At 58.6% G+C, this 12,862-nt stretch carries 15 protein-coding genes; 6 read left to right on the forward strand and 9 right to left on the reverse strand.

Annotated elements, in window-relative coordinates; translation table 11 throughout:
* Nucleotides 1-11 precede the first annotated feature (11 nt).
* From AC3ZVB_RS14310 to AC3ZVB_RS14325, 4 genes are read right to left on the reverse strand one after another with little or no spacing between them, the layout of a single operon-like run.
* Nucleotides 12-1,058 carry an ABC transporter substrate-binding protein gene (locus AC3ZVB_RS14310; RefSeq protein WP_490146873.1) on the reverse strand — a complete coding sequence of 349 codons (1,047 nt, stop codon included), beginning with the start codon at nt 1,056-1,058 and terminating at the stop codon, nt 12-14.
* A gap of 27 nt (nt 1,059-1,085) precedes the next feature.
* On the reverse strand, nt 1,086-1,892 hold the full coding sequence (locus AC3ZVB_RS14315; RefSeq protein WP_490146874.1) for an ABC transporter permease: 807 nt from the start codon (nt 1,890-1,892) through the stop codon (nt 1,086-1,088).
* The gene (locus tag AC3ZVB_RS14320) at nt 1,892-2,812 is read right to left on the reverse strand and encodes an ABC transporter permease (RefSeq protein ID WP_490146875.1); all 921 of its coding nucleotides are present in this window, start codon (nt 2,810-2,812) and stop codon (nt 1,892-1,894) included. The genes AC3ZVB_RS14315 and AC3ZVB_RS14320 overlap by 1 nt, the downstream gene beginning before the upstream one ends.
* A gap of 15 nt (nt 2,813-2,827) precedes the next feature.
* Nucleotides 2,828-3,946: an ABC transporter ATP-binding protein gene (locus AC3ZVB_RS14325; protein WP_490146876.1), complete on the reverse strand. Its 1,119-nt coding sequence runs from the start codon at nt 3,944-3,946 to the stop codon at nt 2,828-2,830.
* 214 nt (nt 3,947-4,160) lie between these two features.
* Between AC3ZVB_RS14325 and AC3ZVB_RS14330 the strand changes: the two genes are divergently transcribed.
* Entirely contained in the window at nt 4,161-5,051 is an 891-nt protein-coding gene (locus AC3ZVB_RS14330) for a LysR substrate-binding domain-containing protein (RefSeq protein WP_162439801.1), read from the forward strand.
* 81 nt (nt 5,052-5,132) lie between these two features.
* Here AC3ZVB_RS14330 and AC3ZVB_RS14335 read toward each other — a convergent pair whose 3' ends face one another.
* A complete protein-coding gene (locus AC3ZVB_RS14335; protein WP_490146877.1) occupies nt 5,133-5,573 on the reverse strand; it encodes a hypothetical protein in 441 nt (146 codons plus the stop codon).
* Between the two features lie 192 nt (nt 5,574-5,765).
* Between AC3ZVB_RS14335 and AC3ZVB_RS14340 the strand changes: the two genes are divergently transcribed.
* Nucleotides 5,766-6,749, forward strand: a complete 984-nt coding sequence (locus AC3ZVB_RS14340; RefSeq protein WP_490146878.1) for a GlxA family transcriptional regulator — start codon at nt 5,766-5,768, stop codon at nt 6,747-6,749.
* A 6-nt stretch (nt 6,750-6,755) separates the two neighbouring features.
* On the opposite strand, the gene AC3ZVB_RS14345 is transcribed toward AC3ZVB_RS14340, so the two are convergent.
* Entirely contained in the window at nt 6,756-7,076 is a 321-nt protein-coding gene (locus AC3ZVB_RS14345; RefSeq protein ID WP_208525756.1) for a winged helix-turn-helix transcriptional regulator, read from the reverse strand.
* A gap of 176 nt (nt 7,077-7,252) precedes the next feature.
* On the opposite strand from AC3ZVB_RS14345, the gene gstA reads away from it, so the two are divergent.
* Complete coding sequence (gene gstA, locus AC3ZVB_RS14350; protein WP_490146879.1) at nt 7,253-7,882, forward strand: glutathione transferase GstA; 630 nt, start codon at nt 7,253-7,255, stop codon at nt 7,880-7,882.
* Between the two features lie 46 nt (nt 7,883-7,928).
* Here gstA and AC3ZVB_RS14355 read toward each other — a convergent pair whose 3' ends face one another.
* The 3 genes from AC3ZVB_RS14355 to AC3ZVB_RS14365 form a co-directional block, all read right to left on the reverse strand.
* On the reverse strand, nt 7,929-8,249 hold the full coding sequence (locus AC3ZVB_RS14355; protein WP_162439798.1) for an isochorismate lyase: 321 nt from the start codon (nt 8,247-8,249) through the stop codon (nt 7,929-7,931).
* A 93-nt stretch (nt 8,250-8,342) separates the two neighbouring features.
* Nucleotides 8,343-8,642: a hypothetical protein gene (locus AC3ZVB_RS14360; RefSeq protein ID WP_162439797.1), complete on the reverse strand. Its 300-nt coding sequence runs from the start codon at nt 8,640-8,642 to the stop codon at nt 8,343-8,345.
* A gap of 87 nt (nt 8,643-8,729) precedes the next feature.
* Nucleotides 8,730-8,987: a hypothetical protein gene (locus tag AC3ZVB_RS14365; protein ID WP_162439796.1), complete on the reverse strand. Its 258-nt coding sequence runs from the start codon at nt 8,985-8,987 to the stop codon at nt 8,730-8,732.
* Nucleotides 8,988-9,202: 215 nt separating this feature from the next.
* Between AC3ZVB_RS14365 and AC3ZVB_RS14370 the strand changes: the two genes are divergently transcribed.
* The 3 genes from AC3ZVB_RS14370 to AC3ZVB_RS14380 all read left to right on the forward strand — a co-directional run bounded on the left by AC3ZVB_RS14370 (nt 9,203) and on the right by AC3ZVB_RS14380 (nt 12,806).
* Entirely contained in the window at nt 9,203-9,544 is a 342-nt protein-coding gene (locus tag AC3ZVB_RS14370; RefSeq protein WP_194692315.1) for a YajG family lipoprotein, read from the forward strand.
* Nucleotides 9,545-10,042: 498 nt separating this feature from the next.
* On the forward strand, nt 10,043-11,290 hold the full coding sequence (locus AC3ZVB_RS14375; RefSeq protein ID WP_490146880.1) for an OprD family outer membrane porin: 1,248 nt from the start codon (nt 10,043-10,045) through the stop codon (nt 11,288-11,290).
* A 160-nt stretch (nt 11,291-11,450) separates the two neighbouring features.
* Complete coding sequence (locus tag AC3ZVB_RS14380) at nt 11,451-12,806, forward strand: spinster family MFS transporter (protein WP_162439806.1); 1,356 nt, start codon at nt 11,451-11,453, stop codon at nt 12,804-12,806.
* The last annotated feature ends 56 nt before the right edge of the window (nt 12,807-12,862 follow it).

The raw sequence follows: 12,862 nt of genomic DNA on the forward strand, positions 1-12,862 counted from the left end.
GGCGGCAGGGATCAACGCATCAGGTTGGTCCAGAGACGATCGGCCAGGCGAATCGCGCCTTCACCGCAGGTCTTGCTGAACACCACCGGGGTGCCTTCGGGAATATGCAGTTCCGGTGCATCCTTGAGACTGGCGTCGAGGAAGGGTTCCACGCCCTTGATCGGGCTCTGGTGCTTGAGGAAGTTCTGCGTCATCGCCGCATTTTCAGGCTGGCTCAGGAACGCAATGAACGCCTTGGCGTTTGCCGGGTTTTTGCTGCCCTTGGGAATGACCATATTGTCGACCCAGGCCAGTACGCCTTCCTTGGGGTAGAGGTACTTCAGGCTGGGCTTCATTTCCCGGGCACGCATCGACGAACCGCCCCAGAACATCGACATGTCGACTTCACCGGAGGCGAGGTTTTCGCGGATCGAGCCGGCCTTGGAGCTGTAGGTTTTGACGAAGGGTTTCTGTGCCTTGAGCAGGGTCAGCACTTGCTGCATCTGTTTCGGATCTTCGGTACACAACGGGATGTTCAGGTACAGGCTGGCCATGTCGATGACTTCGCTGACCGAGTCGAACATGTTAATCCGCCCCTGTAGCTCGGCCGGCGGCTCGTACAGCACTTTGTAGCTGTCGGAGGGGCCTTTGTAGCGCTCGGCGTTGATCACGACGCTGGTGGTGCCCCAAATGAACGGCATGGAGTAGGCACCTTGCGGGTCCCATGTGGGCTTTTTCAGGTTGTCGACGACGCTGGCGTAGTAGGGCTCGTTCACCGGGTCGAAGCGCTCGAGCAACTGCTCCTTGATCAGGATTGGAATGAACTGGTTGGACGGAATCGCCACGTCGTAGCCGGCGCCACCCTGCTTCAGTTTGGCCAGTAGCGTCTCGTTGGAATCATAGGAATCCACCGTGACTTCGATGCCGCTCTGCTTCTGGAATTTGGCGAGTATTTCTGGTGAAAAGTAACCGCTCCAGCTCACCACGTTGAGTTTTTCCGCGGCCTGAACGCTCGCGACCAAGGTCAGCGGTAAGGTCAGGAACAACGAAGTGCTGATGCTTTTTATCCACGTGCTCATGCTAATTCCCCACGGTTCGTAAAAGGTTCAGGTGTTCTTTTTGCCCAACAGGTACGAGAGGCTGACGAACAACACCGAGACGCCCAGGATCAGGGTCGAGACGGCGTTGACGTCAGGTGTCACGCCCATGCGCAGCAGGCCGAAGATGAAGATGGGCAAGGTGGTGGTGCCCGCCTGGGAGACCATCATCGAGATCACGAAGTTATCCAGCGAAACAATGAAGGCCAGCATCAGCCCGGAAACAATGCCTGGCATCAGCAGCGGTAACGTGACCTTGCGAAAGGTCCGCCACGGGCCGGCGTAAAGATCAGCCGAGGCCTGTTCGAGCGAGAGGTCCATGTCGTTGAGCCGCGCCCGGATCGGCAGGTAAGCGAAGGGGATACAGAACACCGTATGAGCGATGATCAGGTTGCCGTAACCCAGAGACAGGCCAATGGTGGAAAACAACGCGAGGGTAGCAACGCCGACTACGATTTCCGGCAGCACCAAAGGCAACATGATCGCTCCCATCGACAGTTGCAGGCCCTTGAACCTGGCGCCCCGGGATGTGCCGAGGGCGGCGAGGGTGGCGATGGCCGTCGCGATCATGCTGGCGCAGACGGCAATCAGCAGACTGTTTCCCGCAGCCTGACGCAGGGCCTGATTGGCGAACGCGGCGCGGTACCAGTCGAGGCTGAAGCCGGTCCACACGGTCGCGGACTGGTTGGCGTTGAAGGAGAACACCACCAGCACCACGATCGGTGCGTAGAGGTACAGGTAGAACAGGAAACTGAAGCCGCCAAAGCCCGGAAAGTCCTGCACCTGCAGCGCGTTTCTTTTGAATAGACCCAGCATCACGCACCTCCCTTGGCGACGCGCTGGCGTTCGGCACGCAGGGCATACACCGTCAGCACCAGCATCACCGCTGCCATCAGCACCAGCGACAGGGCCGCGCCGAACGGCCAGTTACGCGCATCGCTGAACTGCCTGAAGATCAGGTTGCCGAGCATCATTCGGGTGCCTCCACCCAATAATTCCGGAGCAATCATCGCCCCCAGGCACGGCACAAAGGTGAGGATGGCGCCGGCCATGATTCCAGGTTTGGCGATGGGCAACACCACTTTGCGCAAGGTGCGCAGGCGCCCGGCGTAAAGGTCCTGCGCCGCTTCCAGCAGGCGGATGTCCATTTTTTCCAGGGTGGCGTAAATCGGCAGTACGACAAAGGGCGCGTAGGTATAGACCAGCCCCAGCAGTACCGCGCCGTCGGTGTAGAGCAGTTGCAACGGCTGGTCGATCACGCCGAGTCCCATCAGGCTGTTGTTGATCACCCCGGTGTTACGCAGCAGCAAAATCCAGGCGTAGGTGCGAATCAACAAGTTGGCCCAGAACGGTACTGTGATCAGAAAGATCAGCAGCCCCCGCCGATGCGCCGGCTGCATGGCCAGCCACACCGCCACCGGGAAACCGATCAGCAGGGTGATGAGGGTGGTCAACCCGGCAATGCCGATCGAACGCAGCGCGATAAGCAGATAAGAGTCGGCGAAGGCCAGGCTGTCATCCAGTTGGCGCTCGAATAACAGCGAGGTGTAGGCCTCCGTGCTGAAGACTTTGTTTACCCCGCCATAGGGGTTCGCTTCCATCAGCGAGTAGCCGATGACAATCACGATCGGGACGATGAGGAACAGGCTGATGGCGATGAGCGCCGGGCTGACGCCGAGGAAGCTCTGGAAAGCTTTGCGGCGTTCCAGGGTGTTGGCAATCGGTAAAGCGTGCATGGCAATTCCTCGTGCTCAATCGTGCAGGACGCTGGCGCTGCCGCTGTCAAACAACAGACCGGCTTGAGTGCCCACGGCGAAGCGCAAGCTGCGGTCGACGCTGTTGGGCGTGCGCACGGTGAGGCGCGAGCCGTCGCTGAGGCTGACTTGATATTGCAAGTCAGTGCCGAGATAGATCTGCGTGTCGACCCGGCACGGCAATGCGCCCTCGGTGCTCGCCGGCACCAGGTGCAGACGTTCGGGACGTACGGACAACGCGACCGAGGCGCCGACGTGCACATCGCTGCACGGTTGCGCCGGCAGTGGGTGCCCAGCGGGGCCGGCGAACCAGGCCTGGCCCGCCTCGATCCGGGTGACCGTGCCGTCGATGAAGTTGGTTTCGCCTATGAAGTCCGCCACAAAACGATTGCGCGGCCGTTCGTAGATGTCTTCCGGGCGGCCGACCTGCTGCACTTCGCCTTCGGACAACACCGCAATGCGGTCGGACATGGTCAGCGCTTCTTCCTGATCGTGGGTCACGAAAATGAAGGTGATACCGGTCCTCGCCTGAATGCTTTTGAGCTCTTCACGCATGGCCTGGCGCAACTTGAGGTCCAGGGCCGAGAGTGGCTCGTCCAGCAGCAACACTTTGGGATGCGGCGCCAGGGCGCGGGCCAGGGCAACCCTTTGCTGTTGACCGCCGGACAGTTGGGCCGGCTTGCGTGTCGCGAACCGTTCCATCTGCACCAACGCGAGCATCTCGCGCACTCGTTCAGCGATTTGCGCGTTCTTCATCACCTTGCCCATCGGGTGCGATTCGAGACCGAAGGCCAGGTTTTCGGCAATGGTCATGTGCGGGAACAGGGCGTAGTGCTGGAACACGGTATTGACCGGACGCTCGAACGGCGGGCGGTCGGCGATGTTTTCGCCGTAAAGCAGGATCTCGCCCTGGGTCGGAAATTCGAACCCGGCGATCATCCTCAGGAGGGTGGTTTTACCGCAGCCGGAAGGGCCGAGGAGGGTGAAGAATTCGTTGTCATGAATGTCCAGGTCGATGCTTTTCAGCGCCACCGGGCCCGTCTGTGGATCACCGTAGACTTTACGCACTGAGCGGATGGACACCGCCAGCGTTTGCAGCGAATGCAGGGCATTCATGCGTTACCTCCGATTCCCCCACCGCTGCGGATGTGCTGTAAACAGCGAAGCCTGCGAGCGCTGGATATTGTTTTTTTGGGCAGGATCGAATTGCGTTCAGGTGTTTTTTTATTGTGCTGTGGGGTCGATTATCAGTGAGCGGTTGCGAGAGCGAAACTTCAGTTTTAACATAGCTGTTGTTAAATAATTTAATAGCAGAAGGCGTGAACATCCTATGCCTGACCACCGATTGCCACCTCTGAATGCGGTGCGTGCCTTTGATGCCGCGGCCCGTTTGGGCAGCTATGTCGAGGCGTCCAAAGCCCTGCATGTGACGCAGCCCGCCATTGGCCGACATGTGAAGCTGCTGGAGGAGTGGTTGGGCACGCAGCTGTTTGAGCGCACGTCTCGCGGTGTCACCTTGACGATCGCGGGGGAGAAGTATCACCGCAAGATTTCGGCGGCCTTGCAGCTCATCATTGAAGCGGGCAAGGAAGCACGCCCCAAGGCTACCGAACGGTGGCTGCGCATCATGGTGGTTCCGGGGTTCGCCAAACGCTGGCTGATGCCAAGGATCGAAGCGATGCGTCACCTGCGGCCGGGGTTGAAATTTGCTATTGAGCCCAACTCCACGTTCACCGAAGTAGACGGCAAGTCCGCTGACCTGGGGATCGTCTACGGCCTGGACGGGCAATATGCCGACTCCCGTGCCACGCTGATTTGTCCTCGGGTGTTCCCAATCTGCACCCCGGCTTACCTGGCCAGCATCGACCCCATCCAAAGCCCGGCCGATCTGGTGAAGCACAACTTGATCCACGTCGATGACGGCGAGTGGTGGAACCTGTGGTTCGCTGCCCATGGCCTCGATTTTCATCTCAATTCGGACATGCTCTACGTCAACAACGACCACGCCTTGTCGGTAGCCGAGAGCGGGCAGGGCATCGCGCTGGCCAACGAAGTGCTGGTGCGCGAAGAGCTTGACGCCGGCAGACTGGTAAGGGCGCTGGACAGCCAGGTCAAGCTGGAAAGCTATCGGGTGCTGACCCCTTCGGCCGAGCTGTCGGCAGATGTGGCGTGGTTTATCGAGTGGTTGCAGACGGAACTGGAGCAGGACTTCGGCGTTTGATTTTCGCGCCGACAACCAGATCAAAAGATCGCAGACTGCTCATGGACTGACGTGCACGGGAAGGAGGGACGAAGCCGGGCGTTAGCTGCAAGTGAGTTTGACGGCCTTGGCAGCGCGTTCGAGTTCTTGTTTGACGTCCCCCGGGATCCGTTGTTTGCGCAGTCGTTGCTCCAGAAAGGCCTGATTGCCCCGCGTATCAACCTCTGCGTCAATCGCCGCGTCCTCCGCACCAATGGCAGACGCGTGGGACTCTATGACCGAATCAATTTCAACGTCATTGGTGGCGGCGTCGAGCGCGCCGATCAGTTTCGCCACTTCATCTTCTTCGGCCTTGGCGTAGGCATCCACGGTCATTCCTGCAGCCAGCGCGCGTGCTCTGACTTCAACGCCCTTTAACGTCTCCCTGGCCTCACCACAGCGTAATTCCTGGGTATGTTTTTCGGCATTTTTCCATTGGATGATCCCATGGGTCAGCGTGCCGATAATTGCTACGGTGATGCCACCGATCAGGATCCACTTCATGTTTTCACTCTCGAGCGTGAGCAGTGGAGTTTTGAGGGCGTCGCTTTCAAAGCGTAGCATCAAGATGCAAGAGGAAAAGGTTCGCGTTTCTTCTCGCCGCCAACATTGCGCTTTGGCAGCGCACCCCATAACGTGTTCATTTTTGACAGAGCAGGTCGAGCATTGATCGAACGACGCCAATTCAGCGGAGGGATGAAGGGCAAAAACCTTCGCTACTTGAATGAGAACCCCGGCGAAACACCGCAAGTGGTCCGCACAGGATTTTTGCTGCTCGAACATTGCTCGTTGCCGGCGTTCACGCAGGTGCTCGATACGATCATCACCGCCAATCTTTTACGCCCCGGTTTGTTTACTTCCCGCACGTTTGGCTTGAGCGAAGGGGAGGTCATCAGCGATCTGGGGCTGGTGATCCGGCCAGATGCCGTGATCGACAGTTCAGCGACCAAAGCGCTGGACCTGCTGGTCGTTTGTGGCGGTTACCGAACCGAGCTGAAAGCCAATGAGGCGTTCATCACGCTACTGAAAACAGCAGCCGAGCAGGGCGTGATGCTGGCCGGCTTGTGGAATGGCGCCTGGTTCCTGGGCAAGGCCGGTTTACTCGATGGCTACCGTTGCGCGATCCACCCCGAGCATCGCCCGGCGCTCGCTGAGATTTCCAGAGCGACCCACGTCAGCAGCGAACCCTACGTCATTGATCGCGACCGGCTCACGGCGTCCAGTCCTTCCGGCGCGTTCCATATGGCGCTGGACTGGATCAAAGGCCTGTACGACAAAGCGCTTGTTGAAGGCGTCGAGGACATCCTGGCGTTCGAAGAGTCGCGTTACCGGCGTATCAAACCGGCGGAAAACATCTGCGTCAGCGCGCCGTTGCGCGAGGTGGTCAAGCTCATGGACGCCAACCTCGAAGAGCCGCTGGAACTGGAGCAACTGGCGGTCTATGCGGGCCGCTCCCGTCGGCAACTCGAGCGTCTGTTCAAAGAGCAACTGGGTACAACGCCGCAGCGCTATTACCTGGAACTGCGCATCACCGAAGCGCGCCGACTGTTGCAGCACACGGAGCTGTCACAGGTGGAGGTGCTGGTGGCGTGCGGGTTTGTTTCGCCGAGTCATTTCAGCAAATGCTACAGCGCGTATTTCGGCTATCGGCCGTCCAAGGAGAAGCGGCTCGTCAAGTAATGCCTGTCAGTCTTTGTCCGCCTGCACGTCGTCTGACGGCATCTGCGTTTTGCCGCTCTGCTTGAGCCACAGGCCAAATTCCTGCATGACGCTGACGACCGGCCTCAACCGGTCGCCCTCTTTGGTAAGCTCATATTCCACTTTGACGGGGACGGTCGGGAACACCGTACGTTTCACCAGCCCCACTTCTTCAAGGGCTCGCAAATCGAGGGTGAGCATCCGCTGCGAAATGCCCGGAACATCGCGCCGCAGTTCATTGAAGCGTTTGGGCCCATCGAGCAGGTAGGACACCAGCAGCAGTCGCCAACGCCCACCCAGCAGGCGCATGGATTCCTCCACCGAGCAGCCAGTCACATTCCTTTTCACGACATATCCTCACATTCTTTCAGGTATATTTTTTGTACCTAGATGATAAAAAAGTGCCTTCTTCCTTTTATATACCTGATCCCTAAGATAGTCATTCCTCACTTTCCAGGTGGAAGTGACCCTTCAGGAGATCGCGCGTGAAGCTCTACTACATCCCCGGCAGTTGCTCACTTTCCCCGCATATCGTCATCAATGAACTGGGTCTGGATGTCACGCTACTCAAGGTCGATCATCGCCGGCACAAGGTCGAAGGTGACATCGATTTCTACGACATCAATCCCCTCGGCTACGTGCCGATCCTCGAGCTGGATGACGGCACCCGATTTCGCGAAGGTCCGGTGATCGTGCAGTACCTGGCCGACCAGAAACCTGAATCGGGGCTGACCCCACCCAGTGGCACCCTTGAGTGGTATCGGCTTCAGGAATGGCTGGGCTTTCTGACGTCGGAGATCCACAAGGGCTTTATCCCGCTGCTCTATGCCACGTTGGCCGGCAAGTACGTGGACACTGCAAGGCCCAAGCTGGAGGCGCGGTTTGCATGGATCGATAAACAACTCGCTGACCGGACCTACCTGCTGGGCGACACGTTCACCGTTGCCGATGCTTACCTGTTCGCCCTCACAGGTTGGGGGCAGGCGGGCTGGTTGAAGTCGCAGTACAACGCGCCGATATATTTCGACGACCTGACTCATCTTCAGGCGTGGTACAGCCGTGTCCGTCAGCGACCGACAGTACAAAGGGCACTGCTGGCAGAGGGTCTGGAATGAACCGGGCAGGGCCTCCGATTTAAAACGGGTAGCCCGCACGCGTTGATCAGGGGGTGGTCGAATGAGCCGCCCAGTGCTTCATTTCTTCGGCAATGAAATGGCTCACCAGGTCGCTGTACATCTTTTCGATTGCATCCGGGCTCAGGCCTTCTGCCTCAGCCCACTCGCGACGTGTTGCCAGCATCGCTTTGAACCGTTCCGGTGCGCGAACCGATGCGGCGGAAGTCTTGAACGTCGAGGCCGCGAGAACGTATTGAAAACGCTTGCCCAACAGCTTGATAACCGCCTGATCGAGGGCATCGATTTCGCGTCTGATGTCCTCCATGCCGGCACACGCGTGGGGTTGCAGTTGATTGATGAGTTCCATTCAGATCATTCCATTTGATTGAGAAAAAACAACTTGAATCTTCATTGTTAAGGTGAGGTGGCAGTCATTACGCCACAGGGGTAGCTCGCGCTATCAATGCCGGCACTCCGATAACACCACCTGACAGGTGTTCGGCGTGCCACCGGAGCGGCCGGCATAGCGCATGCAGTTATCCATGGATTTTTTGCGGGCCATGCTTAACGTGTTGCCCCAGGCCAATCCACCTTCGCCAGCCGTGGGAAGTGCTTTTGCATAACAGTTGGAGCCTATGTTCGAGGTGGAATAACGCGCCGCTTTTGATTTGCCGGAACACCCCGTCGTCAGCGCCAGGCTGATGGCGAGGAGGGCGGGGAGGAGCCATGACGAGCATTGGCGCGCTGTTTTCCCGGTCATCCCGTTTCCCCTGAATCAAGAGGCTGGAGGCGTGTAGCTTTGTTTAGTCTAGACCGCTGCTGCACCTTGCCCGGACCGTCCACCAACTTACTGCTGAGCGGACGGTGGCCCAAGCCACAGGTCCACCACTCGCCGATCCAGTTCCTCCCAATCCGCCATCCCCAACACCCGCGTAGTGTTCAAACCACGCAAATAACCGCGCAACTGATTGGCGGTCGCCCGTGCAAGCTCGGGGTCGGGCGCCTGTTCGCCCATCAGTACGGATTCGTACTGGACCAGGTACTCGGCCACCCGGTCACGGAAATCGGGCAGAACGGCGTCGCGGATGAAGTCAAAAGTTCTCAAGGAGAGATCCTCTTCAATCTTTTCAGTGGTGATTGAGTATTTACCCGTCTGCGCGTCGCGCAACTATTGTTAGAAGTAATAGTGACCATCACGAAACGCAAGTTCTACTTTGATGACAATAGCCGGACAATCCCCTGCATCGAATGACGACGGCGACCGGCGTGACGCGGTTCTGCTGCCTGATAAGCCGTATTTTTATGTTGAGGATGAGATTGATGCGCCCCACCTGTGTGTCTGCCATGGCGTTTGGCACGTTGTTGCTCGCCGGTTGTGCCAGCGCACCGAACGACCCGACCATGACCTTGAAGACCAGCAAAACCCCCGCCCAGTACGCCGATTGCGTTGTACCGAAATTGCAGGGCAGCGCGTTGAATCCCACTGTTTCGCAAACCCAGCGCAGCTACCGGATCGTGGTGCCGAGCAAGGTGTCGGCAGACAACGTGCTGGAGGCGTACAAGGCCGGCAGCGGCGGCAAGGTGTTCATCTACGAACGACATTTGCTGGCCTCGAACTTTTTGCCGTCGAGTTTTGAACGCGCTGCCCAGGATTGCATCTGAACCAGGCGCCTTGACGTTTTCTACAGAGCTCCTTTGGTTGGCCGCAACCAACCAATTTTTTACCCCGCACCCCATTCGGTTGCGGGGTTTTTTTTGCTTCGCGAATGCCGACACAGCGTAATTCTTGTGCCAGCGACCGTTCGGCCGGTTGTCTGCACCGGGTTGCGCAATTAGAGAGTTGCCTGCGCAATCGGGGAGGCTGCCAGGCAGAACACGTGCACCATCATCTTCCGCTTCAGAGCCGCCTAAGAGAAACCTTTAGCGGGGTGGGAGATTTCCCTCCTTCGGATGCTGTTCTTCTTGATATCGGCGCAGCGCTTGCTGACTTACCTTGGACAGACACGGGTTGTCGTCGTTGCGGGCTGTTCCATTGAGACCGCGTGGCGTTTTAACCCCATAACAACAAAAAGCCCTGCTCGCACCACCCCCGGTGGTCTTTGGTTTGATTCTGCTCCTATAAAAACAGTGCCCAGGCACATACAGATGTGGAGATGTCAGATGTATCAAGTAAGGCAGTCATGCCGTGGAATAGGTATCGCCAGTGTGTTGGGGATTTGTTCTCCACTGGCCGCACAAGCTGATGTGATTAAAGACAGTCACTTCAAAGTGGATACGCGCAACTTCTACTTGCACCGTAACTACACCAACACCCAGGCACCGGATTCTGAAGTGCACAGTTGGTCTCAGGGTTTCGATGCGCAATTTACGTCCGGCTACACCGACACCGCCCTGGCCATCGGTCTTGATGTGGATGCGCAATACGCCGTGCGCCTGGACTCTTCGGGCAATGACGGTTCGCTGCCTTATAGCGTTCGTGACGGGCAGACCGCCGACGACTACAGTCGGGCCGGGGCCACCTTCAAGATGCGCTACAGCAAGACCGAGTTGAAGGTCGGTGATCTGCGCCCGCAATTGCCGGTTGCGTTCGATGACCCAAGTCGCCAGCTGGACACCATTTACCAGGGGGCCGTGGTGGAGTCCAAGGAGATCGATGGGTTGACGCTGACCGGCGGTCGTTTCTGGTCTGCCGTGACGCGGGAATCTTCCAACCACGAGAAACTGTACAAGTACGGCTCCACCGATAATCTCGACAGTGATGGCCTGGACTTCGGTGGCGCCACTTACGACATCAGCAAAAACCTGCAAGCCAGTTATTTCTATGGCGTGCTGCATGATATTTATCAGCAGCACTACGTCGGCCTGATGCATATGGCTGAGCTGGGGAATGGCTACAAGCTCAAAACCGACTTGCGCTACTTCAATAACAACGAAGAGGGCGAGGCGTTGAACGGTGAGATCGACAACCGCTCCTACGGCGCCTTGTTCACTCTGCTCAAGAGTGCCCATATGTTTGGCGTCAGTTACCAGCGCATGCTCGGTGACAGCGTATTCCCGACCATGAACGGTTATATCCCGCAACCGTACCTGGTGCACTGGTCGTCCCTGGGGTTTGTTCGCCCGGGTGAACGATCCTGGTCGGCGCGCTACGGCTATGACTTTGCCGCAATGGGGATGCCGGGGCTGAAGTTCTACACCCGTTACACCAAAGGGACCCACTGGAACCGCGGTGCAGACCTGAGTGACAACCAGGAAAGCGAACGCTATCTGGGGCTCAACTACGTAGTGCAGAGCGGGCCGTTGCAAGGCCTCGGACTGGACCTGCGCAACATCGACGTGAAGCAGAAGTACGGCTACGACTACAACGAATTCCGTGTCGCCACGACCTACACCTGGAAGTTCTGGTAAGCCCGATCCAACCAGGGTTACACCCCAAAACAATAAGAGGCCCGGCCATGTTCGAACCCAACGTCTTTTGCATCTGCCCCGCAACTTACCCGTCGGTGTCCTGTGCGCCGTTAGCCGGCGCGCTGCGCACATGAGCGTATTTCAAGAGGAGCAAACACCCGTGAACGTCCAGGTCAATAACGCGGTCCTGCAAAAGAAGAAGACTTACCTATACGAGTGGTACGTGGTGGGGCTGTGCATGGTCGCCTACATCTTTTCATTCGTGGACCGGCAGATCCTCGCGCTGATGATCGAACCGATCAAAGCCGACCTGCAAATCAGCGATACCCAGTTCAGCCTGCTGCACGGGCTCGCGTTCTCGTTGTTCTACGCCTTCATGGGCATGCCCATCGCCTACCTGGCGGACCGCTTCTCCCGGCCGAAGATCATCGCCGTCGGCGTGGTGGTCTGGAGTCTGATGACCGCCGCGTGTGGCCTGAGCAAAAACTTCCTGCACATGTTCCTCGCCCGCATTGGCGTGGGCGTCGGCGAAGCGGCCCTGTCGCCCTCTGCGTATTCGATGTTCAGCGACATGTTCCCCAAGGAGAAACTGGGCCGCGCGGTGGGCATCTACTCGATCGGCTCGTTCGTCGGTGGCGGCCTGGCCTTCCTGGTGGGGGGCTATGTGATTGCGCTGCTCAAGGACATGAACACCATCGAGGTCGCCTTCCTCGGTGCCATGAAAGCCTGGCAGCTGGCGTTTTTCATTGTCGGTCTGCCCGGCATCCTGGTCGGCATTTTGATCTGGCTCACCGTGCGTGACCCCGCGCGCAAAGGCTTGCAGGTTGATGCGCAGGGGCGGCCGAAGAAGGTTGCGATGAGCGATGGCATCCGCTTTCTCGGCCGTCACCGTGCGACTTTCACCTGCCATTACCTGGGTTTCTCGTTCTACGCCATGGCCCTGTTCTGCATGATGAGCTGGAGCCCGGCGTTGTACATCCGCAAGTTCGGCCTGACGCCGGTCGAGGCGGGCTACATGCTCGGTACGGTGCTGCTGCTGGCCAACACCACCGGGGTGTTGTTCGGCGGATGGCTCACCGACTTCCTCGCCAAGCGCGGCCATCAGGACGCCGCAATGCGCACCGGGGTGATCGGCGCACTGGGCATGGTGATACCCGCCATCCTGTTCCCGCAAGTCGATCAGCTGTGGCTGTCGGTGACCCTGCTGGTGCCGGCGATGTTCTTTGCCTCGTTTCCGATGCCGGCGTCCACCGCCGCGATGCAGATTCTCGCGCCGAATCAGGTGCGTGCACAGGTCTCGGCGGTGTTCCTGCTCATCAGCAATCTGCTCGGTCTGGGCGTGGGCACCACGCTGGTGGCGCTGTTGACCGACCGTTACTTCGGCTCGCCGGCGGCGGTGGGCTCGTCCATGTCCCTGGTGATCGCTGGTGCGTCGGTGTTGACGGTGTTTCTGCTGTGGCGAGGTTGCCGTCATTTCCGCGAAAGCTATGCCCGTGAGTACCCGACCCCGGCGTGATGTGCGATCGTTCATGATCGACACCACGGCCCCGCTTCGTGCAAACGCAGCGGGGC

The sequence above is a fragment of the Pseudomonas sp. MDV22-iso1 genome (assembly GCF_058145095.1).